The organism is Dryocola boscaweniae, from assembly GCF_025215095.1.
GTDB classification, from domain to species: domain Bacteria; phylum Pseudomonadota; class Gammaproteobacteria; order Enterobacterales; family Enterobacteriaceae; genus Dryocola; species Dryocola boscaweniae.
In genome coordinates this window covers 107,337-133,289 of sequence record NZ_JALHAP010000072.1, presented here as the reverse complement: position 1 = coordinate 133,289, position 25,953 = coordinate 107,337, and the positions used below count along the sequence as shown (strand labels likewise).

General features: G+C 53.0%; 33 protein-coding genes. 2 read left to right on the top strand and 31 right to left on the bottom strand.

The features are described 5' to 3' along the window. On the top strand, window positions 1-662 hold a 662-nt coding region (locus tag MUA00_RS05385), incomplete at its 5' end, for a tail fiber domain-containing protein (RefSeq protein ID WP_271125000.1). A gap of 25 nt (window positions 663-687) precedes the next feature. Here MUA00_RS05385 and MUA00_RS05380 read toward each other — a convergent pair. The 6 genes from MUA00_RS05380 to MUA00_RS05355 all read right to left on the bottom strand — a co-directional run bounded on the left by MUA00_RS05380 (window position 688) and on the right by MUA00_RS05355 (window position 6,977). After that, complete coding sequence (locus MUA00_RS05380; RefSeq protein WP_271124999.1) at window positions 688-1,341, bottom strand: phage tail fiber protein; 654 nt, start codon at window positions 1,339-1,341, stop codon at window positions 688-690. 114 nt (window positions 1,342-1,455) lie between these two features. Next, window positions 1,456-1,680 (bottom strand): tail fiber assembly protein, encoded by a 225-nt coding sequence (locus tag MUA00_RS05375; RefSeq protein WP_271124998.1) that lies wholly within the window; start codon window positions 1,678-1,680, stop codon window positions 1,456-1,458. Further along, on the bottom strand, window positions 1,673-1,918 hold the full coding sequence (locus tag MUA00_RS05370; RefSeq protein ID WP_271124997.1) for a hypothetical protein: 246 nt from the start codon (window positions 1,916-1,918) through the stop codon (window positions 1,673-1,675). The genes MUA00_RS05375 and MUA00_RS05370 overlap by 8 nt, the downstream gene beginning before the upstream one ends. Beyond that, window positions 1,918-2,730 carry a hypothetical protein gene (locus MUA00_RS05365; RefSeq protein WP_271130461.1) on the bottom strand — a complete coding sequence of 271 codons (813 nt, stop codon included), beginning with the start codon at window positions 2,728-2,730 and terminating at the stop codon, window positions 1,918-1,920. Before MUA00_RS05365 ends, MUA00_RS05370 begins: the two co-directional genes overlap by 1 nt. Window positions 2,731-2,805: 75 nt before the next feature. Continuing rightward, complete coding sequence (locus MUA00_RS05360; RefSeq protein WP_271121946.1) at window positions 2,806-3,783, bottom strand: DUF6453 family protein; 978 nt, start codon at window positions 3,781-3,783, stop codon at window positions 2,806-2,808. Further along, on the bottom strand, window positions 3,783-6,977 hold the full coding sequence (locus MUA00_RS05355) for a host specificity protein J (RefSeq protein WP_271121947.1): 3,195 nt from the start codon (window positions 6,975-6,977) through the stop codon (window positions 3,783-3,785). The genes MUA00_RS05360 and MUA00_RS05355 overlap by 1 nt, the downstream gene beginning before the upstream one ends. A 172-nt stretch (window positions 6,978-7,149) precedes the next feature. On the opposite strand from MUA00_RS05355, the gene MUA00_RS05350 reads away from it, so the two are divergent. Continuing rightward, entirely contained in the window at window positions 7,150-7,359 is a 210-nt protein-coding gene (locus tag MUA00_RS05350) for a hypothetical protein (protein ID WP_271121948.1), read from the top strand. Between the two features lie 173 nt (window positions 7,360-7,532). Here the strand turns inward: MUA00_RS05350 and MUA00_RS05345 are convergent, their stop codons facing one another. The 25 genes from MUA00_RS05345 to MUA00_RS05225 form a co-directional block, all read right to left on the bottom strand. Next, a complete protein-coding gene (locus MUA00_RS05345; RefSeq protein ID WP_271121949.1) occupies window positions 7,533-8,132 on the bottom strand; it encodes a tail assembly protein in 600 nt (199 codons plus the stop codon). Between the two features lie 57 nt (window positions 8,133-8,189). Next, entirely contained in the window at window positions 8,190-8,612 is a 423-nt protein-coding gene (locus tag MUA00_RS05340; RefSeq protein ID WP_271121950.1) for a hypothetical protein, read from the bottom strand. A 32-nt stretch (window positions 8,613-8,644) separates the two neighbouring features. Next, complete coding sequence (locus MUA00_RS05335; RefSeq protein ID WP_271121951.1) at window positions 8,645-9,355, bottom strand: C40 family peptidase; 711 nt, start codon at window positions 9,353-9,355, stop codon at window positions 8,645-8,647. A gap of 1 nt (window position 9,356) precedes the next feature. Continuing rightward, a complete protein-coding gene (locus MUA00_RS05330) occupies window positions 9,357-10,112 on the bottom strand; it encodes a phage minor tail protein L (RefSeq protein WP_271121952.1) in 756 nt (251 codons plus the stop codon). Then, window positions 10,109-10,456 (bottom strand): phage tail protein, encoded by a 348-nt coding sequence (locus tag MUA00_RS05325; RefSeq protein WP_271121953.1) that lies wholly within the window; start codon window positions 10,454-10,456, stop codon window positions 10,109-10,111. Before MUA00_RS05325 ends, MUA00_RS05330 begins: the two co-directional genes overlap by 4 nt. A 6-nt stretch (window positions 10,457-10,462) precedes the next feature. Next, on the bottom strand, window positions 10,463-12,961 hold the full coding sequence (locus tag MUA00_RS05320) for a phage tail tape measure protein (RefSeq protein ID WP_271121954.1): 2,499 nt from the start codon (window positions 12,959-12,961) through the stop codon (window positions 10,463-10,465). After that, window positions 12,942-13,250 carry a phage tail assembly protein T gene (locus MUA00_RS05315; RefSeq protein WP_271121955.1) on the bottom strand — a complete coding sequence of 103 codons (309 nt, stop codon included), beginning with the start codon at window positions 13,248-13,250 and terminating at the stop codon, window positions 12,942-12,944. The genes MUA00_RS05320 and MUA00_RS05315 overlap by 20 nt, the downstream gene beginning before the upstream one ends. Before the next feature lie 8 nt (window positions 13,251-13,258). Beyond that, window positions 13,259-13,669 carry a phage tail assembly chaperone G gene (gene gpG / locus MUA00_RS05310; RefSeq protein WP_271121956.1) on the bottom strand — a complete coding sequence of 137 codons (411 nt, stop codon included), beginning with the start codon at window positions 13,667-13,669 and terminating at the stop codon, window positions 13,259-13,261. 35 nt (window positions 13,670-13,704) lie between these two features. Continuing rightward, window positions 13,705-14,442, bottom strand: coding sequence for a phage tail protein (locus tag MUA00_RS05305; protein ID WP_271121957.1), 738 nt, complete (start codon window positions 14,440-14,442; stop codon window positions 13,705-13,707). Between the two features lie 7 nt (window positions 14,443-14,449). Beyond that, on the bottom strand, window positions 14,450-14,848 hold the full coding sequence (locus tag MUA00_RS05300) for a phage minor tail U family protein (protein WP_271121958.1): 399 nt from the start codon (window positions 14,846-14,848) through the stop codon (window positions 14,450-14,452). After that, the gene (locus MUA00_RS05295) at window positions 14,845-15,399 is read right to left on the bottom strand and encodes a phage tail protein (protein WP_271121959.1); all 555 of its coding nucleotides are present in this window, start codon (window positions 15,397-15,399) and stop codon (window positions 14,845-14,847) included. Before MUA00_RS05295 ends, MUA00_RS05300 begins: the two co-directional genes overlap by 4 nt. 10 nt (window positions 15,400-15,409) lie before the next feature. Then, entirely contained in the window at window positions 15,410-15,763 is a 354-nt protein-coding gene (locus tag MUA00_RS05290) for a head-tail joining protein (protein WP_271121960.1), read from the bottom strand. An 11-nt stretch (window positions 15,764-15,774) separates the two neighbouring features. Further along, window positions 15,775-16,191 (bottom strand): DNA-packaging protein FI, encoded by a 417-nt coding sequence (gpFI, locus tag MUA00_RS05285; protein WP_271121961.1) that lies wholly within the window; start codon window positions 16,189-16,191, stop codon window positions 15,775-15,777. Window positions 16,192-16,233: 42 nt separating this feature from the next. Then, window positions 16,234-17,259 (bottom strand): major capsid protein, encoded by a 1,026-nt coding sequence (locus tag MUA00_RS05280; RefSeq protein WP_271121962.1) that lies wholly within the window; start codon window positions 17,257-17,259, stop codon window positions 16,234-16,236. Window positions 17,260-17,327: 68 nt separating this feature from the next. Next, entirely contained in the window at window positions 17,328-17,660 is a 333-nt protein-coding gene (locus MUA00_RS05275) for a head decoration protein (protein WP_271121963.1), read from the bottom strand. Between the two features lie 9 nt (window positions 17,661-17,669). Beyond that, on the bottom strand, window positions 17,670-19,010 hold the full coding sequence (locus tag MUA00_RS05270) for a S49 family peptidase (RefSeq protein WP_271121964.1): 1,341 nt from the start codon (window positions 19,008-19,010) through the stop codon (window positions 17,670-17,672). After that, complete coding sequence (locus MUA00_RS05265; RefSeq protein ID WP_271121965.1) at window positions 18,991-20,583, bottom strand: phage portal protein; 1,593 nt, start codon at window positions 20,581-20,583, stop codon at window positions 18,991-18,993. The genes MUA00_RS05270 and MUA00_RS05265 overlap by 20 nt, the downstream gene beginning before the upstream one ends. Continuing rightward, window positions 20,580-20,786 carry a phage head-tail joining protein gene (locus MUA00_RS05260; RefSeq protein ID WP_271121966.1) on the bottom strand — a complete coding sequence of 69 codons (207 nt, stop codon included), beginning with the start codon at window positions 20,784-20,786 and terminating at the stop codon, window positions 20,580-20,582. The genes MUA00_RS05265 and MUA00_RS05260 overlap by 4 nt, the downstream gene beginning before the upstream one ends. Further along, the gene (locus MUA00_RS05255; RefSeq protein ID WP_271121967.1) at window positions 20,786-22,708 is read right to left on the bottom strand and encodes a phage terminase large subunit family protein; all 1,923 of its coding nucleotides are present in this window, start codon (window positions 22,706-22,708) and stop codon (window positions 20,786-20,788) included. The genes MUA00_RS05260 and MUA00_RS05255 overlap by 1 nt, the downstream gene beginning before the upstream one ends. Continuing rightward, window positions 22,683-23,228 (bottom strand): terminase small subunit, encoded by a 546-nt coding sequence (locus MUA00_RS05250; protein ID WP_271121968.1) that lies wholly within the window; start codon window positions 23,226-23,228, stop codon window positions 22,683-22,685. The genes MUA00_RS05255 and MUA00_RS05250 overlap by 26 nt, the downstream gene beginning before the upstream one ends. A gap of 537 nt (window positions 23,229-23,765) precedes the next feature. Further along, window positions 23,766-24,149: a hypothetical protein gene (locus MUA00_RS05245; RefSeq protein WP_271121969.1), complete on the bottom strand. Its 384-nt coding sequence runs from the start codon at window positions 24,147-24,149 to the stop codon at window positions 23,766-23,768. Window positions 24,150-24,156: 7 nt separating this feature from the next. Next, on the bottom strand, window positions 24,157-24,627 hold the full coding sequence (locus tag MUA00_RS05240) for a lysis protein (RefSeq protein ID WP_271121970.1): 471 nt from the start codon (window positions 24,625-24,627) through the stop codon (window positions 24,157-24,159). After that, window positions 24,624-25,253: a glycoside hydrolase family 19 protein gene (locus tag MUA00_RS05235; protein ID WP_271121971.1), complete on the bottom strand. Its 630-nt coding sequence runs from the start codon at window positions 25,251-25,253 to the stop codon at window positions 24,624-24,626. The genes MUA00_RS05240 and MUA00_RS05235 overlap by 4 nt, the downstream gene beginning before the upstream one ends. Next, window positions 25,250-25,531, bottom strand: coding sequence for a phage holin family protein (locus MUA00_RS05230; protein WP_271121972.1), 282 nt, complete (start codon window positions 25,529-25,531; stop codon window positions 25,250-25,252). The genes MUA00_RS05235 and MUA00_RS05230 overlap by 4 nt, the downstream gene beginning before the upstream one ends. Beyond that, window positions 25,521-25,898, bottom strand: a complete 378-nt coding sequence (locus MUA00_RS05225; RefSeq protein WP_271121973.1) for a phage holin family protein — start codon at window positions 25,896-25,898, stop codon at window positions 25,521-25,523. The genes MUA00_RS05230 and MUA00_RS05225 overlap by 11 nt, the downstream gene beginning before the upstream one ends. Window positions 25,899-25,953 lie beyond the last annotated feature (55 nt).

Here is a 25,953-nt window from a genome sequence, read left to right as displayed (position 1 = left end):
TCGGTTTAGGAAGTGCGGCATTACGCGATGCATACAGCACAAGCGGCGACATGCTGTCAGTCGGTGATTTTGGAGTCGGCAGTAATACCATTGTTGGTGGTAACACTAACGGCAACATGATGGCTAACGAGGCTTGCGGGTTTTATGCGGGAACAGTAAATACACCGACAGCAACATCATATTCCGGCATTAAAGTTCGCATTAATGAGAACGTTGGCTTCTCACTGGCCGTCCGCCAAAACCGCGCCTTCATCCAGTCAACTGAGTCCGGTGCATCGATGGGCTGGCGCGAGATATCGACGACTGCAGTTTCAGATGAGAGAGTTAAAAGCAGCATTACGGAAACAGACGGGGCGCTGTCCGTCGAGAACATCGAAAAATTAAACCCGGTTACGTTTATTTTTAACGATGATGAGGATAATCACTTACGACGCGGTTTCATTGCCCAGGAAGTAGAACAAATTGACCCGCAGTACATCAAGAAATTCAACGGGAGGATTGATGAAAGCGGGGATGCAGAAGAACTGCTCACGCTTGATACCAATCCTCTTTTGATGGATGCGCTTACAGTTCTTCATGTGCTGATTAAGCGAGATAAAAAAAAGGATGAGCGCATAGCTGCTCTGGAAATTATGGTTTCTTCATTCAGCAATAGAAGTTAAGCCAGGGTATGATGAATCTCCTTCTTCATACAGCGGCCTGTCGCTGATTCCATACGCTGTCCTGCGGCATCTCTACGCGTACAGAAACAAACTGGTCGGCTGGGATATCGACCGGGTCGCCGTCAGATAATCCATCTATTTCATTGCGTGCGAATGCGGGTGAATCTGGGTATGTGCGGTGATAGGTTTTCACAAACACCGAGCCATCCGCATTTACTTCATAATCAAGCCAGATAAGCGGTTGCTTATTCTTGTCAGTCGGGATATCGAAACCGCCATCCCATCCGCCCCAGCCAGCGTCCGCGTTAAGTGCTTCACAACCTTCAATCAGATATTCACCGACCCTTAAGCGCTGGACAGTACATCCCTCAGATTCTGCATTTGTTTCAAATGAGCCATCAGCAAAGAGTTTAATAATCGGCGAAGCTGCTTTAAGAGTGCCGTCGCTGGCTTGAGTTGTATTTGTACTTGTCCAGTACCGTTGCCATGCCTGCCATCCGGCCGTTGTTCTACATCTAAAAAAGTGAACAGGAGTGGCATTTCCTGCTTGTACTGCATGCATAATCGCGGAATTAAGGTCGTAACTCCACAGGCAGTTCATGTAAGGACCTTGAGTGGGGAAACTAGTATTTCCATTTGTATTTGAAAAACCAATCGCACGACTTTCTGCATCAGGCATGCCAGAAGGTACAACTGGAGGATATACAGTTCCAAGACCGAAATCCCCCACAGAAAGGATGCCCCCAGAAGCGCTGTATGCATCCCTTGTAGCACTACTTCCCAAACCGACGTTTTAACTGGAAGGTTGCCCAGGCCAGTGAATCTTAAACGGATAACCAGCTTGCTCACTAATGTCACGCAAATTTTGTCTGTATTCCGCCCATTCCTTGTCTACAGGTTCGCCAGTTTCCTGTGCGCGCAGCACTACCCAGTCACTTGCCGCAAGCAACATATCGCGACGCTGGCGTACCTCTTCTGCCCGGATTTCGTTCAGCTTTTCCGCGTTAATTTTAATCATTGCTCTTCTCCGCAGGCGTGTACGTACCACCGTAGCCCGCCGGGGTGCCCATCTGCTCCGTATCAAGCTCCCATGCATCTTGCGGGATATCTACGGGCAAGGTGCTGTCGTCAACAATCCAGAACGGCACGCTTGCTGGAACATCCTTCTTACCGATTTCATCAGCGCTCAACCCGCACGCGGTGAAGGGAACAACAACGGAAACGAATGAATTCATCTCAAAAATAATTACCTGCATTACTTACCCCCGAAGACTGAAACATTAAAAAAGCGCATGTTTGTTGCTGATGATGGTGAGCTGTTAACGCCGCTGTAAATCCTGAAATTAGAGAGATTTTTTTGCGATTGCGGAACATACGCTGAGCGCGGCACGGCCGGGGTCGTGAAATAAGCAACGGGGTCCGAATCAGGGTCAAAAGAGACATTAACTGCGTAATTCGTGTTTGCCATCGGCGTTGCAAAATTTACCTGCATAATGCCGGTCTGCAGCAAAGTGACTGATGAAATATTGAAGGTTGTTGATGGCGAATATGAAACGGTACCGGCAAACAATCCCCATGCGGTTGCAACAGGATCTACTAAACCGAGGTTTGCGCGGGCGGTCGCTTTATTGGCAACGTCGTTAAGGTTCTGGCTCTTGTTCAGCATATTATCAGCAAGATATTTCCATGACGGGCCGGTGAATGCTGAACCATCAGGAAGATTGACAGTCACATTTCCGCTTGCGCTGTAAACCTGCTGCCAGTTAGCTTTATCGAAGTTGAGCCCACGGATTGCACGCGCTGTGTCAGCCGCTATCTGGGCTGTAATACCCACCAGCGCGCCGTTCGGAATGGGTGTCCATGCAAGGCCTGATATCGTTGGGCCGCCATAAGCTGTAGTAAGAGTCAGTGCCGTTGCCGACCCTACTGCACTCACGCCAAGGGTGTAGGTCGTACCGCCGACTACCACGACAAGAAAATCATTCGCTTTGAGTTCTGTGGCGAAAGCCGTACCAGAGCCGGTTACGGCTGTAGAATTATTTGTAAGGGTAATAGTGCCTGCTGGCATGGATTTCTCCTGATTTTTGCAACAAAAAAACCCCGCTTTCGCGAGGTCTGCTTATAAAGATTTGATGGTGTTAAGTCATACGATGTAGTTTGCAGCATCAATAACCGGAAGAGGTATCGAGATTAACCGATCGTCGGGCCTGCCGTACTGATTTGAAAAAGATCCAGCTACCACACCTTTACCAGCCCTGACCTGATTATTAGTCATTACCAGGCCCGCATACTTGATGTATTGCGTGCCACTTGATTCACTTCCCATCATTCCCACTCTCCCCAGTGGGATAGCCATTCTTGCCACTCCCGTTGCCGGGCTCTTGAATGAAGCGGTCGGAGTAAGAAAACCTCTTAAAAGAAGTGGCGTTCGTCGAGTTGAAAAAGTGCACTGGCCGGCAGCATTGAAAATATTCAGTCCCAACGGCGTAGGTTCTATCGTTCCACCATTGACGAAGATAATGACATCAACCGTCAGACTTATACCCGACTGGCTGTTATTGCCATTCTGGTCTGCGTAAGCCCGGATGATCTCCCCGTCAAAATCCAGCACAACACCGCTGGAATTCCAGTTGGCAAACACGAGATAACGACTCTTTGGTATGCTGCCAATCTGAGGTACAGTCCAGTTTGGTGCAACGGTAATCCGGGCTTTAAACAGACATTGCCCCAGCACCGTGGCATCGTTAATTGCCAGGAAGTCAGTAGCATCCTGCAGGTACAACCCGTAGCCGCTCACTGAAGCTGGTATTATCTGAAAAATCTCCCCCCTCAGAACGTCTTTCCCGTCTGACAAAACAAGCCGGTTACCACTCTGTGAAAGAGTGCCGGCTACAGTAACCGTCGGGATAACTGATGTTCCGTCAAACAGTACACTGCAGGTCTGGGTTGGTACCATAAACATCGTTGCCCCGGCGTACATGCCTGGAACCGTTATCGTGGTGCCCCCAGTTCCTGCTGTAGGCTCATAATGCTGGAGCCAACTCGGTGCCCTGATACTCGCTGCCGTGAGTTCAATCGCTGGTCCGCCATCATCAGGTAAAACATACAGTCCCTGTGCCATCAGTAGAACCCCAGCACTATCCGGCGGGTGCCTGCGCTGTCGAACATCGTAATTGCAGTATTGGTTATCGTCATTCTCCCCTGCCCTGAAACGGTTCCGTTTATTGCCAGTCCTCCGGCCTTATCGATGCGCCAGCCAATCGAGTTAGCCACATAATTATTGGACTGGATGTAGTCGCCGATTTTCGCGTTGGTTATTGTCCCGTCACCAATGAAGGCATCACTGATGAATACCTGTCCATTAACAATTGCAAACGGTGAATATGCCGTTCCGCCACTGCCGCTCATTACCACAAACTGATTAGCATTGAATCCGACGCGTGTTGTGACCGGCTGCCCTGCCGGAGCCAGCACAGCGATGGTCATCCCGGCATCGTAATAATTGCCGTTCAGATTCACACCTGCCTTCATACTGTAAATCGCAGAGCCGCCGGAGCTGTTGAATACCGACGTCATTTTTTGCTCAAGCGCAGCGGTATTAATCCCCAGTTGGTTATTCACATCCTGGAACTGAGCAGAAACGGTTGTTGTCAGGTCAGCAAGGCTCTGCTCTGTATTCGCTACCGTCGTACCGATGGTGAGAATGTCGGCTCGGTTCTGCCCGTAAAGCGCAAACTGATGATTAACTGAGGAGTTATTGTTAAGCGCATTTTGCAGCATACCTTCGATATTCGTATCTATCTGGCTGGAAAGTCGCTCTCCATCTTCTGATGACAGAAAATCATCCGCAATATCGCCCAGATAATCATCAGCATTGTCGTTAGCCATCCCCCGGATCCAGTCGGTATAGCCTGACTCGTTCCCGGTCTTGTCCACCAGTTGTGCCCGGTACCAGAATATCTGCCCGGCCTTCAGTCCAAGCTGCGTGTATTCCGCCTGCGGATAAGGCACGTCGGTCAGCAGCATAGGGTTGGAGTAATCCGCGTTTGGCGTGTACTGAATTTCAGTATTCAGTGTGTCGCCGGTGTTTGCCGGGAATCCCCAGTTCAGACGGATGCCCCAGTTAATCGGCGTAGCCATGAACCCGACAGGTTTCGGCGGATTGCCCACTTTGCCGGTCAGCGTTTTCTCTTCCGAATAACCCCAGCCGCTGGAAATCTCCGCCGCGTTGATTGCACGCACACGCACAAGATAGCGTCCGGCGTAAATGCCCGGCACATCAAAGGACGTGGTGGAGCTGCGCGGCACGTTGACCCAGTTGCCGTCGTTGCGGCGCCACTGCGCCTCGTAAGAAATGGCATTCGTGGCCTGGTCCCAGCTCACTCGCATGGTTTCAACGCTGATGCCCTGCTGAACGACAGAGAACGAACTGATAACAATATTATCCGGCGGGAACTGGTTGCCCGGAGGGATAACACTTATCGGGCGTTCATCAATCAGCGCGCCGGTATCGATACGTGCGTATTTATCCGGATCGTAATACGCACCGGAGATGGTGAACGTGCCGTCGTTATTATCTGTCACGCTCACCACGCGATACTGCTGCGCATAGAGCTCATCAGATTCAACGACCCAGACGCTTTCCGCCTGCGGAGTTTCACCGTACGCAACCGTGACCGTCACAGCACTCCCGTTAACCGCCTGAATCGTTCTGCTCTGCGCCGCACCGGATGGCAGGTTCAGGATAAGGCGATCGCCGGCAACGGCGTCGGGCTTGCGGTCGAGCGTGATAACCCTGCCGCTCACCGAACTTATACGGCCGCCCGTGACTTTCCCGGATAGCATCTCATCGGCCACGGCGATAACGTAACCCGGCTGAGGGATCATGCCGTCGAGTCCGACAGAAAACGTCACCACACGGTCTTTGTTGTTGGTCAGGATGCCCCAGCGCCCTTTGCGATTTGCTTCGCTTTGTCGGGTGCAGCCGATTGCCGTCAGCTCGAGCTGGTTGAATCCATAGCGCGCTACAAGATCCTGCTCAAAAACCGCTTCCATCGCGTCAGCGTAGGCGTTGTCAGGATCGGACCAGGAGACAAGCGCGGTCGTGTAGCGGTTTTTCGTGGTGCTGCTCGAATAGTTAAAGACGCCATCGATGACGTTGGCGCGGGTGTAGCTGTAATCGATATCGCGGGGCATGTCCGCCAGCGCGACAATCTGATTACCGCCCCAGTACGTCATGCCCCGGAAGATAGCCGCAAAGTCACGCAGTACGGTATAGGCGTCGTTGCGGCTCTGAACGTAGACGTTGCAGACGTAACGCGGCTCTGTGCCGCTACCGCCCTTCCCGTCAGGCACCATCTGGTCGCAGTACTGCGCAACCTGGTACAGGGTCCATTTATCAATATTCGCCGCCGTCAGGCGATTACCCAGACCGAAACGATCGGCAACAACAATGTCGTAAAAAATCCATGCCGGGTTGTCTGTCCAGGCCCATTTAAACGAGCCCGTCCATGTACCGCTGTAACTACGTGTTATCGGATCATAATTATCCGGTACGCGGATAACGCGCATTTTGGGTTCGCAGGATATCTGCGGGATGCTGCCGTTAAACTGGCTGGAGTCGAATTCTATGTGGAGCAACGCGGTGTTCGGGTAGCGAAGCTTGGCGTCGATAACTTCGGTATAGCTCTGCAGCGTCATCGCATCGCCGATTTTGGCACTGTTCGCATCGGCGGTGATTTTACGCAGACGGACTGTCCAGGTGCTGCCGGCAGGCAGGTCAATACGGTGGCTGCGCTCATAACCGGAGGTAGTTTTGCCGGTTACCGCGGTATCGATGACTGTGGTCCAGGTACCGCCGTCGGTCTGCAGATCGATGGCGTATTTTATGGAGTAACCAACCAGATCACCGTCGTCTTCCTGGTTGTACAGTGCTGGCCACTTCAGGCGCAGGCGAACAGCAGAAAGCTGGGTATTGGTAAACGTATGCGTCCAGGCGGTCGCACTGTGAATTTCGTTTCCAACACTGATTTCATTCTCGGTGCCGGGCATACCCTGGATATATTTTTGCGCCTGCGTGCCGGAGCGAAACTCCCACGCAACACCGCTGAAGTTCTGGGAGCCGTCGGCGTTCTCCAGCGCAGTGCCATCAAGGAAGATGCTTTTGCCGTCCAGTCCGCCGCCAAACTCTCCCTCGCCCAGCGCGATAAGCAGCTTGGCCTTCGCGATGGACTGCAGGTCATCTGGTTGTTCAGTGGGCGTGCGCGAGCTTGAGCCGCCGCCTTTGCGCCCTTTGATTGCGATTGCTGTTGCCATATTGCGCCTATAAAAAAAGCCGCACGATGGCGGCTAAGGTTGATAACTGATCAAATATCAGGATGTTGCGGTACAGCATCCCTGGTTACTGTGCATATTCAGCCCGCCTGTGTTTGCGGCACAGGCGCACACAGCAATGAGGGATGGCTGATTACCTCTGAAAAGGAAAGGTATGCCTTACGATAAAGATGATGTTATTCAGGATTTGCAACTTCGGGTAAATGCACTGGAGTATATGGTGCGCATGCTCGTTTCAGGGCAATCCTCTGAAGTAAAAGAAAATATTGATGAACTAACAAATATTGAAATTGAGCGATGGAAGAATAAAAGCCCTGAAATTATTCAAATAATGGAACAGGCTTTAACTTTGGTTAAAAGATAACAACCATCCATTTACGGCCTGAGACATGGCCGTTTTTAATTTCTCTTTGTTATAATCATTACTTTTCACTAGCTCTATAGTTTCATGGTGTAGCACGCAAATTTCCCTTTCAAGTATCTCAACTCGTTGCTCTAAAGTCATAACTATCTCCCGCCTTTCGGCTCACTGTTTAATTACTGCTGATCTTCAACGTAAATTCCCGCCGAAATAATCGCCCCACCGATGCGGCGCTTGCCGTAACCGAGCGGTACCGGATATCCCTGTGCTGCGGTATTAGTTACGCCGCCGAAGGCATAGGATGCCTGATTATCTGCACTTTGTTTGCTGGCTAGGCCTGCGGCTTGAGGAGATAGCATCTGGATGACGCCGCCAGCCATCATGGCCAGACCCGAGGTAATAAACCCTGCCGCTAAAGGTGAGGCTGTTCCGCCAGACATGTAGGTCATAACTGCTCCAACGGCTACCAATACTGCCCCCAAAACAGTTTGCAATATCCCTGCTTTTTTACTTCCAATAATAACTGGAACAATTCGGATAACCTCACCAGTTACTGGATAGCCTAAATCATCAAAGCCAATATTTTTTTTCCCCTTAAATACGGCGTATGTCAGCCCGCGCTTTTGGCTATTAATCATGTAGCGTTCAAAGTTATCGATAGTACAACTTAAAGCCCTTCCGACCTCACTAGGGGTGCTGATTAGTCGGTGATGAACTTTCCCAAACGTTTTACCCAGAACACCGCCAAGCTCGATTTGCGTCATTACTTCCTGCATATTTTCTCCAAGCACAAAAAAACCCACTAAAAAGTGGGTTGCACGATTTCGGATTGATCACTGAAGAGGTAGTGGCTTTACATCTACATTTCCACTCGGATCTGCAAACAATCTTACAGCCTTCGTTTCGCCCTCTTTTAAATGAACATAACTGCCAACAGGAACGGCGTCAGCTATGCACATTTTTCCCTCACCTTTAATAGCAACACTCCATTCTCCCGGAACCAAATGAAAAGTGGCTTTTTCACCCGGATCCAAAATGGCTACTTTTTCGTTATTAAAGTAAACGCCAGTAAAGCAACCGCCGCCCAAGAACCCTTTATCACGTACAACAATAAGTGTTGCGCTACTTCCTGTTTTTGTTTGTTGATACTTAAGCAATCTTTCGGAAGGCGCTTGCTTGGCCTGACTGGGCAATACTGCTTCTGTCGCACATCCAGACAATCCAATGATAGCCAAAGCTAGAAGTAACTTTTTCATGTCCTTATCCCCTTTGAAAAATCACCAGAAGATTAGCACAGAGATTTATAACGAACGACCTTCATTGTCCGTTCCTGCCAGTAGCCGCCGTAGGGCACGCGCTGGCTCAGATGCCCATAAAGATGGTGCAGCAGCATGTTCCCCTCCAGCAAAATCCCGGCGTGGTTCCATTTGTCAGCCTGCACCTGCATGATAACCATGTCACCTGGCTGCGGCGGGCCATCAAACTCACGGAACCCGCATTCATACCAACAGTCCTGGTAGAAATTGTCCGGGAACTCATTTTCCCACCAGTGATAGTCGACACGATAGTCGTGCAGCTCGATGCCGTGGTTCTGCCGGAAATAGCTCATCACCAGACCCCAGCAGTCATAATGTCCAAGCACAAACGGGCGCTCCAGCAGCGGCAGTTCACCACGCGGCTGAATGGTTCTTAAATCCCCCTCCGGCCAGCTTACAATATGCCAGGGCAGCAGCGTTGCATCACACTGAGCTTTGTCCAGCTCACTAGGTTGTGTGGTGGCGTCGGGGTGGCTGTGCACAACGGCGATAACCGTGCCCCAGTCTTCCGCCGCGGCGTAATCCTCAGGACAAAGATGAAAGTGCTCTGTCGGCTCCGCAGCCAGATTCCTGCATGGGTAATATCGCTCAACCCGGCTTTTCTGTGCCACTACGCCACAACATTCCAGCGGATACTCAGCAGCCGCATGCGACATGATGGCATCAATCGTTTTCTGTCGCATATCAGCTCCGGATCAGCGAGGTGCCAGGGAACCCGCCGAACGGCAGTTCGTTGTTCTCGCCAAAGCGCAGCTTGCACCCGGTAAGCGTGCCGCTGCATTTATCGAGCGACGGATCGTCGACGGGATTGTTTTTCTCGTCAAAATAGCGTGTACCAGCATAATCGCAACCGTCGCCGGTCCTGTATTTTCCACGCGTGCACCAGACACAGATTGAGTGCATCTGGCGCGTCGGGAGCATCAGCCCCTGCAAGTCCATCGGGCTGCTGAGAACAAACTCGATAGCTGTGTTGAGTTCAGACGTCTTGCCGTCAATGTAATACGCCTGCAGTTTTTCCTGCGTCGGATCGGCTGTCTGATTACCAGCGGGGAAGTTACGAACATCCAGATAATGCGCCATCGTGTCGTGGATAGTGACCTTTGCCAGCAGCATATCGTCGTAGGCAAGACACAGCGCCGTGATTGACCCGTCAAGATTTGCGACCGTAAGTTTAGGCTGCGCGCTGGTACCGTCAGTCGACGCTTCAATCCCCTCAATCTGATACGGCCACGCGCTGTATTCCTTGCCCTGCCACCAGATTGATTTTGCCGGGAGCCTCGACTCATCACCGCCTGCTGCAGTAATTTCTTCTGGGGTATGGGGAATGTTGTAAGCGTGGAAGCGCAGCACGTCATCCATACCAAAGGCTGTGCCGTCCACCTCGATCAGCCTGACTTCATTACCCGGCTCAAGTTTCTGATAATCACTGTTGATATTCATGGTGCAAATGCCTGCTCAAAGGTTGCGGTAATAGTCATGACCGTTTTGCTTTTGATCACTTTCTGAAGGCTGTCAGCCTCAACCCGCCACAGAGCCAGCTCGCCGAACGGCGGGGTAAAAGAAAATGCCTTTGTTTTATGGCGCCGAAGAAAGGCATAAATCTGTAAGCCTTTTTCAGGCCGACCCGTGAAGGAGTATTCATAGCTCAGCGTTTCATCATTCAGGCCGGACCCGCTGACCTGGGCATACCCGTCTCCGAACTGCGCCTTGCGAATGGTGTCTTTGCTTTTTGTGGTGGGCTGGCTGGCGGACTGAATCCCCCAGGTAAAAGTTTCTATTGCCATGAGTTATCACCGCCGGTTATTAGCGCTCCAGATAAGACCTCCGGGACGGATTGCCTTCGTAATACCTTCGGTCACCGATTTGTCGATCACCTGTTGATAGGCGCGGCCCAACTGGTCGCTATTTGGTTGCTGGCCTGAATCCTGCGCTGTCTGAACGGTTACCGGTGCATAGACGCTGACGCCGAACGGAGCAGCGGCAGAAGTTGATGAATTTCCGACATAACCGCCCGAAGCATAACCACGCATCATCTGATAAAGATTTCCCACGCCGATTCGGCTGGTAGCCTCTTTGGTAAAGACAAATTCTCCCCGGTGAACCACCCCGGCAGGCTCATACTTCCCGCCTGAGCCGGTATAACCGCCACCAGCAAAACCCATAGCCGAGGTGGCCGAGCTGACCATGCCGACCAGCGCCTGCTTCATCAGGATCTGCGTCAACATGCCCAGAATGGATTTGGTGAGATCGGAGAAGCGCGCTTTGCCCGTCATCGCCATGTTGGCAAGGCTGTTGCCCAGTCCATCAAAGGCTGCAGCCCCAACCGACTTCATTTGGCCGTAAGCATCTGCCGCTGAATCCGCATAATCAGCCCAGGCCGTTTTCGCCCCCGCCAGCCAGTCACCGCGCAACTGGTCCTGTTCACCATAATAATTGCGCAGCGCCTCAAGTTCGTTCTGGTAACCACTGTCTCCCTCAGAGCCTCCCGCATTCTTCCAGCCCTGCAGGAGCTGCGCCTCTTCCATGCGCCGTTGCGTCTGGCGGCTGCCAAGGCTGGCACTGTCTGTAAGCGCCCGGGTCTTTTCCCCCATCTGCGTCACATATTTTTGCGATGCATCCTGCAGGCGGTTGAGCCTTTCCTGAATAACGATCTGGTCGCCGAGACGGGCATTGATTTCTGCCTGAGCAAGCACCTTGTCTTTATTCGCCAGCAGGGATTTTTCATCATCTGTCAGGGTCCGGGTGCGGGAGGCCTGCTCCAGAATCGAAAACCTCGCCTGCTGCTTCCAGAGTTGCTGCCGCTGCTGGCTGATGGTGTCAGTGATATTTTTATGCTGCGTCAGCACCTGCAGTTGGGTCTGCAGTTCAAGTGTCTGCGCACTGGTGGTATCAGTGAGTTTTACGCCACCCGACGTACGGGCCTTCGCCGGTTTCTTGAGGGAGTCTTCATATTCCTTCTTAGCCGCCGCCATGTTGGTGTTGTAATCAGCCTGAACAATGCGGCCCTCTTTTAACGCCTTGTTCAGTTCGTTCTGACGGTCGGTGTATTTCTCAAGGGCTGACTGCGTTTTGCTGTAATTCGCCTGTGCCTGCTGGGCGTATTTCAGCTTGTCAGCTTCAGCCACAGCTTCACGCTTCGCATTTTCTGCCCCAACCTGAGAGTTTCTGGCCTGCTGCTGCGCCATATCCAGCGCCAGCCGTGCCTGCTCCCTGTCAGTCCAGTAGCGGGCGCGGGCATCATCATTAACGAAAGAATCGTTTTTACGCAGATTCCAGATTTGGTCAGCACGATCAAAAGCATCCTGTGCTTTTTTCAACATCTGCTCTGAGGTATCAGGACGACCAATATCCAGCGCCGCATCCCACATGGATTTGAAAGCACGAGAAAGAGAATCTGCCGCTTTCTCGATGGTACCCATGTTGCCGCGGATAGATTCCGTCTGCCGGTTAAATCCGGCGGTGGCCGCATCATTTGCCGCCTGCAGCGCGCCTGCAGCATCGCCCGCCCGCTGGAGTGCCGCGACGTGGGCTATCTGTTCAGCGGTTACATTATGGAATTGCTGCGCCATAGCAATCAGACCAGATGTCGGATCGCTGGTCAGCTTGCCAAACGCTTCCGCAACCTTGTCTACTGGCAGACCAGAGGCTTCTGTGAACCGGGAGACTGACTTCGTAAGATCGTCAAATTTTGCCCTGGCACGCACGCCAGAGTTGACCAGCGCGACCAGCGCTTCACTGGACTGGTTGAACGTCAGTCCGGATTTTTCCCCCGCAGCGGCGATGTTGAGCATCTGCTGCGCAGTAAGCCCGGCACGGTTACCAGAAAGAACGAGGGTTTTATTGAAATCTGAAAGCGTGGCGGAGCCCTGGTAGAACGAGTAAGCAAGCGCGCCGGTTGCGGTGGCAAGAGCGCCAACGCCCAACATGACAGGAGAGATGCTCCCCAGCAATGCACGGAACGTAGGGATCAGACCACCAAAGGAATCTTTTACCTGTCCGCCCTGCTGAAGCAGGATCAGCCAGGGGCTTTGCCCGCCGGCTAACTGCGTGGCGACGTCGGTGAACTGGGCTGGCAGCATACGCATGGCGTTACTGTATTGCCCGACAGACAGACCGACCCGGCGCGCGGCCAGTTCCTGCCGGGAGAAAGACTGCTGTACCTGAAGCGCAGCATCGTTTGCTGCTGTCCCCGCTCCCTTTAACGCTTTTTTGGTGTACTCAACCTGTTCAGTGAATTTTGTCGAATCCACATCAAGATTAACAACCAGATCACCCACTGCCTGGGCCATAGCGCATACCTCCTAAACTTTCAGCGAGTGACATCATGGTTTCGTCGCCCATTTCCGCAGGCGGCAGGGCCGGTGGATTGAGAAGACTAAAATTACGCGGAGTGATGTCGGCGTCCTTACAGATAAGGGACACGACCAGATGACTTAAGCGGGAGAAGTGGGAGTCGAGCAAATCGCTTTCAAAATACTGATGCTGGTAAAAACGCCCCCACTCTGCAAGCTCAGAAGAAGACATGCCGGCGAGCATGTCTCGCCAGTCAGGGCGGTTAAATTCCCTCGCCAGCTTCATGACAAATTTCAGCTCGCCGGCGTAGGCTTTTCCGCTGTCATAACCTCTTCATCTTCTTCAGCATCTTCGCCTGGCTCCTGCTCTTTCTCCGCCGGGAGCATGTCGGACAGTTTCTTTATCAGAAACTCCGCGCTACCGATCATTTCAGGAGGCCAGGCAGACAGAACCTGTTTATGCAGGGTTTCGACATCGGGCCCCTCCATATCACCCTGTCGGAGAGACATCGCCACCACGCGGGCACCGACACGAATATTGCGCGCCACCAGCAGCGGATACAGTTCGTTATCACTCACACCTTCCGGCAGTTTTTTTTCTTCTTCGGCGATGTACTCGAGATGCGCAATGCGATGGAGTGCAGAAAGTTCATAGAGCGTGACGGTATGCACGCCAAAAGCAAGCAGTTCGGATTTAAGAAACATATGTGCTCCGGGAGACGGGGCCGAAACCCCTTTAATCAGGAAACGGTAACTTTGCAGATACCCACAAACAGACCGTCGTTTGTCATGACCACAACATCTGATGGGCCAGCAGCCTTGCCTTTAATGGTCAGCACATTGCCATTAACAGTGACGGTAACTTTCGCCGGGTCCGAACTGGACACCCGGAAGGTCTTATCTGTGGCGCCTGCGGGATTTACGGTTACGTTAACGGTATCCGTTGCGCCAACCGCAATGGCCGAAGTTGACTTATCGAGTGTTATCCCCGTGACTGCGACATTTTCCGCGCGGGTTTCTTCCGCCAGCGACGGCTTGCCGTTGTTGCTGATTTTTACGCTACGGGTAATCACTTCTTTTGCCGGGATGGTTTTACCCAGGCTGCTTACCCACCCCTTGAATACATCAACGGTACCGTTCGGGTATTTGATTTTATAGGCGCGTACATCGCCGGCATAAAACCAGTCAATCAGATTTTGCTGGCCGCTTTCGCCCGGTTTCCAGGCCAGGTTAAAACTCGCCTCCCCGGCTGACTTCTCGCCCTGACCTGTATTGGCCCAGTCGGCATCCGGATCGTCGAGATAAGTGTCATCGTACGATTCGGCGGTCAGCTCTCCCGGAGTCAGATCTTTAATTTTTGCCGTGCGGAGCCAGTCGGTATCAGACTGGGGATTCGCGTAGGGGTCGCCGTTGCCGGTATAAATCCATAACGTGGTGCCGGCGCCTTTAACCGGTTCAAGTGGAGATGGTATAGGCATGATTTCCTCACATTTCGTAGGTAATGGAATATTTCAGATCGGCAGAACTCCATAACCCCAGATCGTCGTCGCGCTGGTAGTCATAGCCCTGCTGAACCATCAAAGTGATTAGTCCGGCCAGCGCCGGAATATGGGTGAGAGCCGGATAAATGCGGGATTCCATCCACTCATCAAGTTCAGAATCCGGCACCTGGGCGGGAAGAAAAAGTTCAATGTGCAGCACTGCATTCCAGGTATCAGCGTCCAGATCTTCTCCTGTGTACTGCGCATCGGTCAGATAAACCGCCACCGCCGGAAAATCACTTTCCTCGAAAACCACGGGACGCCCGTCGAAGAAAATCGCATCATCTCCGGCCACCTCTTCAAGCGCCGCGATAACGGCCTGTCGGATATCGGTATGTTTCATTTTGTGAGGATTAGCCTCAGTTGATTTTTCAGGTTTGCCTGCAGGGCAGCCGGCATATCCCGCTCCACCAGTTTTGGCAGCGTCTCTTTAAACGCTGTGGTCAACGGTGCAGCCAGAGGAATGCTGACAACTTTGATTGGATAGCGGGGTTTCGCGGTGCGCTGCATTACATGCCAGCGGCCATTCGCCAGTTGCTGAATAAATGCCCCCGGGAATCGGAAACGACCGACTCGCAGCTCGCTTCGGGCGCCTTTTTTATCCCGCTTACGCCGGGACAGGCGAACACTGGCCGGACCCAGCTTGATTGCCGGAAGATTACCCCGGTTCACGCGGATCATGGCGCGCGGTTTACGAACGGTTGCGCGCCGTAGCCGGGCACGCTGCTTAACAAGCTTGCGTGGCACCTTTGTATCTCTGGCGACAACCGATACGCTCTGATTAATGGCGCGCGTGGCTATACGGTTCACCGCCTGTGACGAGGCGCGGGGTACTGCTGTTTTACTGATGCTGTTCAGGTTAGCAATAGCCTGTTCCAGCCCTTTGATGGACATGTTTATCCCCTTAACGGCGCCGGTTTCCCGCTGGTGGTGTACCGGTACCCAGCCAGATATAGCGGCTACCGCAGTCATCAGGCGCGATGCGATCAACCCAGTAAACTGCCGAATGAATCATTAAGGTGTCGTAACGTTTAAGCCCGTGAACATCGACGGACTTAACGAACAGTGACGGGCTGGTCCCTTCAATCCTGACGCCACCGCCCGCGTAGCCGATATTTTCCGGGTCCTCGAACACACCACTGATGTCCAGGCCATCCAGCACGCCTGAAGTGACGCGCGCGACAGTACCCATGACGCCGCGGATAGTTTCGTCAGCCCGGGTTATGGCCGCGTCAAAGAGATTATCGAAAACAGCCACGGCGCCTCCTGTCAGCGATGACGTGCCAGATCCTGCTCTACCAGAGAGTCAGCAATATCTGAGGCCACACGGATAACAGCGCCGGGTGCTGCAATCGCTACCCGCTCGTTTTTTGTAGCGTGCAGCGCATCGATGTGCAGGTTGAACAGTGTTTCAACCGTCACCAGTTCACCTGCAGTCTGATCCGAAACGGTAGATTTGGATGTTTCAGATGCGTTGCCTGTCGGAGCGGTTAAACTGTCAGCAACGGTAGTGTCACTGGTTTGCGCTGTGGTTTCGTCGCCGTCGGGCTGCTCATCACCGTCCAGTTCCTCTTCCAGCTCAGCAATCCGCAACGCCAGATCTTCTTTTGAACCCGCCAGGCTTACATCGCGGTTAAGCTGCTCACCCAATGCCTTAAGGCGTGCAATCAGTTCATCTTTATTCATGAAATTCTCTCCGGAAAAAGAAACGGCCCCGAAGGGCCAGGATTACGCGAGTTTTACTGAAACGAACGCGTCCGGGTCTGCCAGCAGCATCAGCGGGGCTGACTGAATCATGGTGAACTCGCGCGCCGGGTCACCCGTCTGTACCCAGTTCTTCGGGTAGCGCGTTGAGGCGTTGATACCTTCGCGCTGGGCATCTACATCCATAATGCAGCCATAGGTTCGCAGGCCACGCGCCTGGGTATTACCCAGCACCATCGACAGGTCTGGCAGAGCGTTCTTTTTGACGTCATTTTCAACAAGCTGGCCTGCGTAAACAACAATGGCCACATCGCCGAACATGCCCTTATAAGAAACGGCTTCACCCAGGTCTTTCAGAGCGGTTTCCAGCTCGGAGTTAGAGCCGCGACGCGTATCCAGCTTCTCCTTCACCGCGTCGAAAGAGCGGAACAACGCCCAGCCCTTCGGATCGAACACGATAATGTTGATTGTGCCGCTGGCGTTAAGCGAATAGGCTTCAATATCATCGGTCGGATCATAGGTTTTTTTGTCACGGGCGGACCATGCTGCTGCCCCCGCCTGAATGATGTTATTGCCGGCGCTGCGGCCCATATCGACTTCTACTGGCTCAAAGGCTTCTCCGCTCATGGTGTATTTCCCATAGAGCACAGCTTCAATTGCTTGCTTCTCTTCGACCTGTGCAATCGCCAGCTCTTCATCTTTCATGTTCTGAAGGATGATGCGGCGGCGGCGATAGGCAGGGTCTGCCAGATTTTGTGGATCTTCATCAGGCAGGCGGCGAAGCGTCATCTGCGGGTTCACTTCGTGCTTCGGCTTAACATACCCCGGTGTAAATTCAGAAGTGGCACCGCCCCGGGTACGGATAACCTTGCCGGCTACAATTGGCGAAACGTAAAGCGCCATGTTTACCAGTCCAGGAATTTGTGAGAGATACACTTTCTCGGTGGAAAACGGGTAGCTCTCGCGGAAGAAAATACGCAGGAACAGCGGATCGAATTTGAATTTCTTCTCATTAACCGCGATCAACTGGGCTGTGGTGTAAATGGACATAGATTTTTCCCGTAAAAAAAGCCGCGCAGGCGGCCTTTATGGATGATGGTTACTTTTGAGTTAAGGGGTTAGACGATGCTGATCGCTGTTCCGGCGAAGGCATTGCGCTTTTTGTTTTCGTCAGTTACCTCTGAAGGCCACAGAATGTTTTCAATACGGAATGTTCCGGACTTAAAGAAACAAAGTTCGGCACTGTTCTGATTAGCCGCAATTGCAAGAATACCCGTGGCTTCACCCGCATTTTGCCCATCCCATACCGTCAATTTTCCGGAGGTGGCATCCAGCATCAGCGGCGTCAGTGCCGGTGTAGTTGCAGTCAGTTCGCCGGGCGCATAACCAGTGTGTGCCGGATCGCTGTTGCCAAGCGGCTGTACGTGTTCAAAGTTTTCTATAATTGCCATGAGAGCCTCTTATACGGGAGTGTTTAACAAATCGTCACCGACATCGGCTGCCGGATTGCCTGCCGTTAGCGCGCCGGGCGCGGTGTCCATCAGGCGGTCCAGAGCGGTATCGGTACGGGCCTGTGCGCTTTGTGGCGCGGCCGCGAGAATACGCTGTGCGCTTTCAACGGTCATACCCGGCGTTTCCGCCAGGGCGCGAGCCTGCGCTTCACGACCCTGAGCCTCTTCACAGTTCAGAATACCCATAATGCGGCCATTTTCAGCGGCTACCGCAGCGGTAACTTGCGCGCTAAAATCATGCTGTTCCGGGGCCGCTGCCGCTGTGGTGACAGATGAAGCTGCATCGCTGGTATTTTCTGCGACGTTATCGCTGGTGGTGACGGTGGGTATAGTGGCTGCTGCGGATGCAGTAGTTGCTGACATATTTCCTCCAGAAGTAATTTTCTTGCGTTTATCGAGTGCATCGCGCATCACGCTGAGCGCGTCGGTGTTATTGACGAGTTCGTCAGCAAGCCCGTTATCAATGGACTCCTGACCGTTAAAGACGGCGGCTTCCGTATCCAGTACGGCCTGCACAGAGATCCCCGTATATCCGGCAACCTTTTCAGCAAACATCTGACGGGTAGCATCTATTCGCGCCTGAAAATCTGCACGCACGTCCTTCGGCAGCTTTTCATAAGGGTTGCCAGCGACTTTATGTTCACCGCTGTAAATCAACGTGACTTCCACTCCCTGGGTTTTCAGCGCGGCCCCGTAATTACTGTGGGCCATCATTACGCCAATTGACCCCGTTCTTGCGGTCTGGGTAACCAGCCTTCGCGATGCCGCGCTGGCGATCAACTGCCCGGCGCTGCAGTTCATGTCATTTGCCAGAGCCCAGACGGGTTTGATTTCACGCGCGCGGGCAATGATATCCGCACAATCAAACGCTCCTGCAACCATGCCGCCAGGTGTGTCCATATCCAGCAGAATACCGTCAACACCGGGATCGCTTATGGCCTGTTGCAGGCGGGCAATAATGCCGTTGTAACCTGTCATTCCGGAATACGGCTGAAGCGAGCGGGTTTTGCTGACCAGCGTGCCGGACACCGGCAACACGGCGATGCCATTAGCTACCTGATAACTACGTGCCGGCCGTGGACCTGTGTCGTCATCGCCAAACAGCGCCAGCGGCTCCGCCATTTGCTCAGCACCCAGAGAGATGCCTGAAACCGAATCGGTCAGACGAGAAATGCCAAGCTGGCCAGCCAGCGCGCAAAAGAAAACCCGCGCATAGGCGGGTTCAAGTAACAGCGGCTCATTGAAGGCCATACTGGCAATGTGCGGGAGATTACGCAGCTCGGGCGTCATCCTGCTCCTCCTTACGGGAATTATTCAGGCCGGACTGAAACGCAGAAGCAGCCCAGGTTGGTGGTTTAAGACCGGCAGTGCGGCGCTCCATCGTTTCGCGTACCTGCTGGGCAAAGATTTCCTGATAATCCTCACCACGTTTGGCGCATTCTTTCTCATAGGTGCTCAGGCCTGCTTCAATCAGCATGACGGCTTCCTGCACCTCTTTAAGCCCGTCGATTGCCATACGGCCGGAACCGATCCAGTCGCAGTTACCCCACGCGCTTCGCGCCTCCTGGAAGCTGAAACGTGCTTTCGCAGGAAGCGTAACCACGCGGCGCACAATGGCTTCCTCCAGCCAGCACAGAAACATCTGGCACGCCTGACGGGAGGCGACAAATTTGCGGCGCCCCATAAAGAAGGCCCAGGATTCGTTTGCGCTGGCGCGCGCCGTGGAATAGCTCATCTGGGAATAGTTACGCGAGAGCTGCTCATAGGAAACACCCAATCCGGCAGAGATATAACGCAACAGGGACTGCTCGAAACTCGAATAGCCGTTATCGGTATCCTGTGCAGACTGGAGATTAAGAGAATCACCCGGCATCAGGTGCGGAACTTTAGCCCCACCAAGCCGCACGGGGGCCGCAGAATAATAGGAGGCCATTTCACCCAGCCACCCCGTCATTCTGCTCTGCTGCTCTTTGTTGTCAGCACCCAGAATGAAGTCCATCGCCGTTTGTGTATCCAGTTCGCTCTCAATGGTGGCGGCATACATGGCTTTAACAATGGCACTCTGAAGCTGGGTGTTCTGCAGCGTATCGAGCATTTTCATCTGCTCCATTACGCTGTAAAACACGTTGGCCCCACGCGTTTGTCCGTCTTCCAGTGGCTCAAACACATGAATAAATGATGTCCGTCCACTGGATAACTCCCGGGGGACGTAGGTCCATTTCTGTGACATCCAGCCAGGATAATCGTCATCGCTGACGTGATAGCCGATCGCAGCACCAGCATTATCGATCGCCACGCCGGCACGACAATTTTGTGAATCTCCCCGGTTATTGGGGTTGCTGATGCGTTTCGGACTGACCATCTTGAACTGCGTGCGGAAAAGCCTGCTGGTACTGCTGTCCCACGCCGCCTGCACACATAATTCACCGTTAAAAGCATGCATCGCCACACCTTCACGGATCATCATGGTAAATGTTCGTTTGCGCTCGACGTCGATATAGCAGCAGTCGTCTTCAGCAAATTCTTTCCATGCCGCTTCCACTTCACGCGAAAATGCACGCGCTTCCTCTTCGGCAATCCCCAGAAAACGCCAGCTTGGTCGGTGACTCAGACGAAAAAAAGACCCCACAATGTGGTCCTGATGTAACTGCACAGCGTTCGCGGCATAACCATTATTCCGGACTAAATCATCTGCCCGTGCATTGCCCCGTACAAAATTGGGTAATAGCGCCGCGTCTGCACTTTCTGAAGGTGGATTCCATGATCGCAACTGTCCGCCAAAGCCACCAGCGCCACCGTGGTAGCCGGCATATTCCCGCAGTGATGTTCTGCCGTCCGGACCTAATAGTGCTGGTGATTTCATACGTAAAATCCTGCCGGGGGCCGGCGCCGTTGAGTGATTCCGACCTGCACTTCCAGATCGGCGATATATTTTTTCAGGTCAGTGACACTGGTGGCTGTAAATTCCACCCTGCGACCATCTTTCTGTACCGTCGCGACCCGCTTACCCGTCATGAGGTCATGCAACGCAGTACGAGCGCTATCCAGTTCGGCCTGTGTCGCCATTATTCTTCTCCGGCTAATGCCCGGGCGTAATCCGCCAGGGTCTTGTTATTTTTACGTGAGCTGTCTTCCTCCAGCAGGCTGGACAAAAGCGAATCAAGGTTGAGCTGCCAGCGTGAAACACTTATCCGAAGCGCCGCCAGCGCATACACAAAGCAGTCGAGTGCCTCGTTACGCCGTTTCTTGCTGTCCCAGAGAATTTTCCTCTTACCGTCAACCCATTTTTCGACCTGCTCTTCAGCGGTAAGCTGCTGAGCCTCGGCCAGATCGTAGATTTCGGGGTTATTGGGGAAATGCACCGCACCCGCAAGGGGCTCGTCACCTTCCGAAACCAGCGTGAAGCGGTTGTAAATCTGCTCTTTAGCGGTATCAGTGCCTACTTCCGTCAGATAAACGCCGTTCTTGTTTCGCTTACGCGGCATGTTAGCGACTGGTTTACCGTAGACTGAGGCCCCTTTGACCGGGATAACGCGAAACAGGCCGAGTTTTTTCGACCGGTTGTAGACAATGGTTGGATCAATCCCCCCGATATCCCAGCAGATGCGGGATACCGACATTTCCATGCCGTTCTGTCGGGTATAGGTCTTGTTAATGGCCTCATCCACCCTCTGCAGGGTCGCTTCATCATCGTGGCGGCCCATGATGATATGCCGGTCAATCAGCCAGCTTTCTTCCCCCGGCCCCCAGCCCCAGACACGCATTTCGTAACGGTCTAGCTGTGAGTCTATTCCGGCAGTCAGGTAAGCGACGCGCTCCGGTACCGCGGCGCCAAAATGTTCCTTACGTTCAGCCATCACATCAGCGTCGGGCCGCTCACCGATTTTCGGCTCCCACGTTTCGCCCAACGTGGTGTTTACGAACGTTTTGCGTTTGCCGGTATCGCCTTTCGTTTTCATCCAGTCTTTGACGATCTGAACCCATGTGGTGAACGGGCTGTACGCGGTCCAGATGTGAAACGTTACACTGTCAGGGGGATCAATCTCGGTACCTGATGAAGAAAACCAGTTCAGACCGTCGCGCGTCCAGATGCCTGTAATGTCACAAATGTAACGGGCATCGGTGAAATCCAGTTCCTGTTGTTTAATAACGCAGGCGTTATGCTCGCAGAGATAAAAAACACCGGAGGGTTCGCCCGGGGCCCACTTGAACCCGAACGGCGTTTCCTTGTCACCAAATTTAAGAAACTGCTCTTCTCCACAGTGCGGACAGGCGACGTGAAAGCGCATGTAATGCTGAGACTCACTGGCCGCGCGCTCTATCTGGCATGTGCCACGCACCTTTGGTGTTGAACCACGTATCGATTTGGGCCATACCGAACCCTCAATACGCTTGTCACCCAGAAATGTTGGCGAGCCTTCTTTTTCAATATCATCATCAAATGCTGCCAGTTCATCATAGCCAGCAACATCGACCGATTTTTCACGATAATTCTTTGCCGCTTTACCGCCCAGGCACCAGAAGCCCCGACCGTTCGAAAATCGCTTCATGCTCAGCGTATTGTTACGGTTCTTTTTGCCATACCACGGTGCCAGGGCCAGCAAAGATGGAATATCGCGTATGGTGGGTTCGACATGGGACTTCATGAAGTTTTCGGCGTCACCATCAGTGGGCAACCAGATAAGCGAATTGCGTTGCTTGTGTTCAATAAAGTAGGCGTACACGCCAAGCAACATCTTTGAATAGCCGACGCGGGCAGATTTAACGACGTTAACCTCACGGATGTAGTCGTTGCCCATTGCATTCATGATTGCGCGCTGAAAAGGCAGGGTCTCCCATCGCCCTTCCTGATAAGCAGATTCTTTTGGAAGATAGTAATTGTCATCTGCCCATTCAACCGCTGTTTGCGGTTCTGGCCGGTACAGCGAGTGAAGCCCCGCACGTGCGGAGTGCTGTAGCCCGTTAACCTGACTGTTCGATATAGTCACTCAGCAACCCCGGTATCATTTCATCCAGCGCAGCAGCTTTGTTCATGGCTTTAATGATGTCCTTCTTCAGGAAATCAATGTGTCGGTTTTCCAGCTCCGGAAAGCGTCGCTGTACCGACAGGGGTATCCCGTCGAGAATGCTGGCAATTTCTCCGGCTATCCGCGACAGCACGAACGTGCAGAATGCGGTTTCCACCACTTCAGCGGATTCTTTGGCATTTTTTAATTCCTGAGCATCAGCCTGTGCACGGGTGAGTCGATATCGCTCGTACTCTATCGTTCCGGGCTGAAGTTCAGATTCTCCGGCAATACGAAGCTCTTCAACTTCCTTACGGAGTTTTTCGTTTTCTATCGAAGCATCCCTTGCGGAGTACCACTCGATTGCGGCGGCAGAATCATAAAGAACCTCGTTCCCTTTTCCGCCGCCGCTCGCAACCGGCATACCCTGATCCTGCCAGTTCTGGATTGTGCGAACACTGACGCCAAAAATATCGGAAAGTTGTTTTTTATTGACGTTCAAGAACCGCTCCTTCTCGAAAAACGGGGTAAGGAAACGATCACAACCAATTCCGCACCCGAGCGGCTTTCTGGCTTCCTTTCTTTACAAGGGGTGAATTTAATCAATTCAGCAGGTTACGAAGAAGAAGAACGGAAACGACTAAAACTCAGAAAATCTCATAAATAGCGAGAATCTGCGCGGACGCCGCCCCGTAGCCTGTCGATTTGCCGGAAAGGACCCGTGAATGATAATGAATATCATTTGCGCGTATTTATCGGTGTCGTCCGGTAGCCCAAAGCAACCCACCTCAATAACAATCTCTAGCATTATCACAGGCACTCAGTGAATGCCTTAGCCGTCGGCGTCACTTCGGCCAGTTGATAAAGAACATAAAGCCGATGAATGCGAACAGTAGGCCAGCAGCGCCCGCAATAACGATAATGGACCAGACGAGGATGGTCCCGATAGTAGCAATCATTTCATGATCCTTGCCGTTGATGGGCCAGCTTCGCGACGCTTCACAGCGTGGCTAACCGTTATCCCTTGTCGGAGAATTATTTACTTCAGCAGGTGAGATGCGTACTCAATCAGGTAAAGCTTTGGAGCGAGCCAGATTTTCAGCCATACCAAATCAACCCACACTAAAGGACTTAATGTCAGGAACCACGCCATGACCATCGGAATCACTTCAGGGTGGTCAATAATGTCATCGCCTTCCCACTGCTTTCGGAGATACTTAATCCCGCGCCATACCGCATACTGAGCCGCCACAAATAGCGCTGAACCCAACAGACTAAAAATGATGCTTACTGCAAAGTTCCACACCAGCAACTGGTGCACAACGTCTGGAATCTGTGCCTGACTGAATGACACCGCAGCATCAATGCCGTTACTGGCCTTCTGCAACAGGTCAGCGAGAATTTTGTTTGCTTGTTCGTTCATGGTTATCCTATTTCAAGCACTGCTGCCTGATGTAGTCCTGCAGATATTTCACTTTTGCCTGGTCGCTGATAATTCCGGATCGGATACTGAGAACGTTTCGTCCAGCAACGTCTGAGAGTTCGATACTGGCATCATTGCCCACGCTGCCGGAGCTGGTGGACTGGTTTGAGGCTGGCACTGGACATTTTCCTTTGACGAGCACCCGGCCACCATTATCAAGCCTGCGCTGCAAAGCAGCATTCTGAGCATTCGCATCAGCAAGTTCCTGTGTGTATTTAGCATCAAGGGCTGCCACGTCGCGCTGGCGCACCTGCATGTCGGTAATTGTGGCATTCGCCAGGCTCAGGCTGTGCTCTGCTGTGTCGGCCCGCTGCTGCTCATCCAGATATTTGCCGTGGTAGTGCAGTGCAGCCCAGACAAGCCCACCAGCCAGGCTGACGACGAATGCCGCAATCATGAGCTGGTATCGCAGTTTCATACCAGCAGCGCCGCCCGCGCTTTGTTATAGCGGGCTTTGCGGTCATCAATGCCGTTCAGGCCACCGTTGATAATGCGCGTGACGCGGAGGATATCAGCGCCGTAGGCCATGCAGCCTTTTGATGTATAGAACCAGGCAGCCGAGCGTGCCGCGTGTTGCTCCTGCTCCAGCAACTCCGGTGACGTCACGAGGTCGAGCTTCAGCGCGGCGCCGCAGGTGCGGTAATTCTCCAGCCCGGTAATCTGAATCAACCCACGACCGCGAAATTTCCAGCCATCGCCAGCGGCTTTATTGCCGAGTCGATTGCTGTACACCAGGTTCGCAATGGCCCGCTGACGCTCGAGGGGCAAAACTTTCTCATACGCCTTACGCCCTAACGCACTGGCCTGATCCTGGGTGATTCGCTTTACCTTGATGAAGCCGTCCAGACCTTTGATGCTGTAGTCAAAGCTTTCCACCAGACGGGTAAAGCCAACAGACTCATGCCCGACCTGCGCGATAAACATCGCCTGGTCTGCCGGTGCGGTAATGCCAAATTCGCGCATCGCTGCATCAATGTGTGGAAACCAGCGCGCAGCTAACCCGGCGCTTAACCCAGCCGCCTTTTGAAATTTTTGTTGGTTCATTCTGGCCTCAGTACCTGGAACAGCCGCGCCACATTGCCCCGGGCACGGAACACGGCGGCGCAGATGATTAAGTTGATAATTACCGACGCCCAGTGGACGTGAAGGTAGTAATCGAACAGGAAACGGAATGGCACGGACGCGTAAGCCAGAATAATCAGGTAGGCCAGCCACGACGCCCACCAGTTATGTTTCCCGCCAGGCTTCCGAAACATCATCAGGCGAAGAACAATCGCCGTGGATGCCACAACGTTGGTAAGCACCAGAGGATCATTTACCATTTGCCCCTCCTCTCCACCTCTGAAGCAGCGCGAACGGGTCCTGCTCACTGAAGAAAGTCAGAAATTTGATTGCCACAGCAGAAAGGATTACTGCCCCGAGCGCATCCAGCGGCTTTTCTGTGTAGTGCGTCAGGCTAGCCAGTGCCGAACCTGCCAAGCCTGAACCGTATACGCCCGCAAAGTAAGAAACGATGAAATAAGCCGACCTTCGCAGGATTGTCAGGTCGGCGGCAGTTGCCACATAGAAAACAGCACCAGCAAATGCGCCAAAAACAACGCCGTAATCTGTTCCGGTCAGAAGGCCATAAAGGCTGGCGCCGGTTAATGCACTGGCAGCCGCAACGGTGCCGGATAATGGTTCGGACATTAAGCCCCCTCTATTGCTGTGGTCCTCTCAGAATGAGGGGAATAAAAAAGGCCAC

Coding starts and splice junctions, on each gene's coding strand:
- MUA00_RS05380 (WP_271124999.1), bottom strand. CDS start 1,341: ATGCCTGATGCAGAAAGTCGTGCGATTGGTTTTTCAAATACAAATGGA.
- MUA00_RS05375 (WP_271124998.1), bottom strand. CDS start 1,680: ATGATTAAAATTAACGCGGAAAAGCTGAACGAAATCCGGGCAGAAGAG.
- MUA00_RS05370 (WP_271124997.1), bottom strand. CDS start 1,918: ATGCAGGTAATTATTTTTGAGATGAATTCATTCGTTTCCGTTGTTGTT.
- MUA00_RS05365 (WP_271130461.1), bottom strand. CDS start 2,730: ATGCCAGCAGGCACTATTACCCTTACAAATAATTCTACAGCCGTAACC.
- MUA00_RS05360 (WP_271121946.1), bottom strand. CDS start 3,783: ATGGCACAGGGACTGTATGTTTTACCTGATGATGGCGGACCAGCGATT.
- MUA00_RS05355 (WP_271121947.1), bottom strand. CDS start 6,977: ATGGCAACAGCAATCGCAATCAAAGGGCGCAAAGGCGGCGGCTCAAGC.
- MUA00_RS05350 (WP_271121948.1), top strand. CDS start 7,150: ATGCCTTACGATAAAGATGATGTTATTCAGGATTTGCAACTTCGGGTA.
- MUA00_RS05345 (WP_271121949.1), bottom strand. CDS start 8,132: ATGCAGGAAGTAATGACGCAAATCGAGCTTGGCGGTGTTCTGGGTAAA.
- MUA00_RS05340 (WP_271121950.1), bottom strand. CDS start 8,612: ATGAAAAAGTTACTTCTAGCTTTGGCTATCATTGGATTGTCTGGATGT.
- MUA00_RS05335 (WP_271121951.1), bottom strand. CDS start 9,355: ATGCGACAGAAAACGATTGATGCCATCATGTCGCATGCGGCTGCTGAG.
- MUA00_RS05330 (WP_271121952.1), bottom strand. CDS start 10,112: ATGAATATCAACAGTGATTATCAGAAACTTGAGCCGGGTAATGAAGTC.
- MUA00_RS05325 (WP_271121953.1), bottom strand. CDS start 10,456: ATGGCAATAGAAACTTTTACCTGGGGGATTCAGTCCGCCAGCCAGCCC.
- MUA00_RS05320 (WP_271121954.1), bottom strand. CDS start 12,961: ATGGCCCAGGCAGTGGGTGATCTGGTTGTTAATCTTGATGTGGATTCG.
- MUA00_RS05315 (WP_271121955.1), bottom strand. CDS start 13,250: ATGAAGCTGGCGAGGGAATTTAACCGCCCTGACTGGCGAGACATGCTC.
- gpG (WP_271121956.1), bottom strand. CDS start 13,669: ATGTTTCTTAAATCCGAACTGCTTGCTTTTGGCGTGCATACCGTCACG.
- MUA00_RS05305 (WP_271121957.1), bottom strand. CDS start 14,442: ATGCCTATACCATCTCCACTTGAACCGGTTAAAGGCGCCGGCACCACG.
- MUA00_RS05300 (WP_271121958.1), bottom strand. CDS start 14,848: ATGAAACATACCGATATCCGACAGGCCGTTATCGCGGCGCTTGAAGAG.
- MUA00_RS05295 (WP_271121959.1), bottom strand. CDS start 15,399: ATGTCCATCAAAGGGCTGGAACAGGCTATTGCTAACCTGAACAGCATC.
- gpFI (WP_271121961.1), bottom strand. CDS start 16,191: ATGAATAAAGATGAACTGATTGCACGCCTTAAGGCATTGGGTGAGCAG.
- MUA00_RS05280 (WP_271121962.1), bottom strand. CDS start 17,259: ATGTCCATTTACACCACAGCCCAGTTGATCGCGGTTAATGAGAAGAAA.
- MUA00_RS05275 (WP_271121963.1), bottom strand. CDS start 17,660: ATGGCAATTATAGAAAACTTTGAACACGTACAGCCGCTTGGCAACAGC.
- MUA00_RS05270 (WP_271121964.1), bottom strand. CDS start 19,010: ATGACGCCCGAGCTGCGTAATCTCCCGCACATTGCCAGTATGGCCTTC.
- MUA00_RS05265 (WP_271121965.1), bottom strand. CDS start 20,583: ATGAAATCACCAGCACTATTAGGTCCGGACGGCAGAACATCACTGCGG.
- MUA00_RS05260 (WP_271121966.1), bottom strand. CDS start 20,786: ATGGCGACACAGGCCGAACTGGATAGCGCTCGTACTGCGTTGCATGAC.
- MUA00_RS05245 (WP_271121969.1), bottom strand. CDS start 24,149: ATGAACGAACAAGCAAACAAAATTCTCGCTGACCTGTTGCAGAAGGCC.
- MUA00_RS05240 (WP_271121970.1), bottom strand. CDS start 24,627: ATGAAACTGCGATACCAGCTCATGATTGCGGCATTCGTCGTCAGCCTG.
- MUA00_RS05235 (WP_271121971.1), bottom strand. CDS start 25,253: ATGAACCAACAAAAATTTCAAAAGGCGGCTGGGTTAAGCGCCGGGTTA.
- MUA00_RS05230 (WP_271121972.1), bottom strand. CDS start 25,531: ATGGTAAATGATCCTCTGGTGCTTACCAACGTTGTGGCATCCACGGCG.
- MUA00_RS05225 (WP_271121973.1), bottom strand. CDS start 25,898: ATGTCCGAACCATTATCCGGCACCGTTGCGGCTGCCAGTGCATTAACC.